Source organism: Cupriavidus sp. UYPR2.512 (assembly GCF_000379565.1).
Lineage (GTDB): Bacteria > Pseudomonadota > Gammaproteobacteria > Burkholderiales > Burkholderiaceae > Cupriavidus.
On the sequence record NZ_KB903114.1, the window covers coordinates 1 to 1,230 of the forward strand.

General features: G+C 62.7%; 1 protein-coding gene. It reads left to right on the forward strand.

Going from position 1 to position 1,230, the window contains the following annotated elements; translation table 11 throughout:
- Positions 1–1,230: Tn3 family transposase (locus A3A5_RS0122820; RefSeq protein WP_018312818.1), on the forward strand; the 1,230-nt coding region annotated here is incomplete at both ends.

The following is a 1,230-nucleotide window of genomic DNA, read 5'->3' on the forward strand; positions in this document are numbered from 1 at the left end:
AGTATCTGGCGCCGACAGGCAGTCTCGAGCCCTTGCGCGAGAGCTGCGCCGAGGTGCGGGCCTACAGCGGCAAGAACTACCTTCCGTTGCTGTGGCGGCATTTCAAGGCGCATCGATCGGTGCTGTTACGCCTGGCGCGAGCCCTGGCATGGGGATCGACCACGCAATCCCAAACCTTGCTGACGGCATTGGACGCGGTGTTCGAGAGCGAGTCGCTGCACCGGGAATGGATTGCCGTCGACGTTGACATCAGCTTTGCCTCGGAACGCTGGCGCAAGCTGGTGCGCCGCCCGATCGATGGGGGTGCCCCGACCAACCGGCGTTATCTGGAGCTCTGCGTGCTGTCCTATATGGCCAAGGAACTGCGCAGCGGCGATCTTTGCGTAGCTGGATCGGACGCCTTCGCCGACTACCGGGATCACCTGCTGCCCTGGAGCGAGTGTGAACAGCGTCTGCCAAGCTACTGCGAGAAGTTCGGCATGCCCGACAGCGGCGCCGGCTTCGTGGCCCAACTGCGTCAGTGGCTGACGGACACGGCCCGCCAACTGGACGAACGCTTCCCGGAGAAGTCCGAGCATGTGATCATCAACAGGGCGGGCGAGTTGGTGGTGCGTCGTACTGCGGCTACGGCCGTCCCAGAGAGCGCGGTCGCCCTGCAAAAAGCGCTGATGAAACGCATGCCGGTGCGTAACCTGCTGGATGTGCTGGCCAATATTGAGCACTGGACGCAATTCACCCGGCACTTCGGCCCGCTCAGCGGCAGCGATCCCAAGATCCGCAATGCTGCCGAGCGGTACCTGCTGACCATTTTCGCGATGGGCTGTAATCTGGGGCCCACCCAGGCGGCCCGTCACATGGGCGACAAGATCACGCCGCACATGATGTCGTTCGTCAACCGGCGACATCTGAGCCTGGAGCGGCTGGAAACGGCGCAGCGCGAGCTGATCGAGCTTTATTTGCGATTGGATCTGCCCAAGCACTGGGGCGACGGCAAGACAGTGGCGGCCGACGGCACCCAGTACGATTTCTACGACAACAATCTGCTGGCCGGTTACCACTTCCGGTACCGCAAGATGGGCGCGGTGGCATACCGGCATGTGGCCGACAACTACATTGCGGTTTTTCGGCATTTCATCCCGCCAGGCATCTGGGAGGCGATCTACGTCATCGAGGGCCTTCTCAAGGCAGGCCTGAGCGTCGAGGCGGATACCGTTCATGCCGACACCCAGG